Annotated in this window: 1 pseudogene; it reads left to right on the top strand. The window is 35.6% G+C overall.

The features are described 5' to 3' along the window. A pseudogene (locus RR876_RS16900) lies at positions 1-270 on the top strand (hypothetical protein); the annotation flags it as partial.

A 270-nucleotide genomic window follows, 5' to 3' on the forward strand; every position in this document is an offset into this window, starting at 1 on the left:
AGTATGTAACGAATCCTAAAGCCATTATTGCACTGTCTTTTTTAGTCGCATTGGTTTCCTCATATAGCATTTTTCCCCGAAACGTTTTTTGGGCTTTGGTTACAGCCTACATTTTGGCTTTAATTGGCTGTGCTATTTATTGGTTAATTCAACAACGCCATCATTCCAAACAAGGTGAAGTGCTTGCTGAAGCGATTAAAAATAATATGCATGCGGAAGATGCGAAGCAAAAAGATAAAGATGAATTACAACAGATAAATCAACAAATTA

The organism is Acinetobacter sp., from assembly GCF_036666595.1.
Classification (GTDB): Bacteria; Pseudomonadota; Gammaproteobacteria; order Pseudomonadales; family Moraxellaceae; genus Acinetobacter.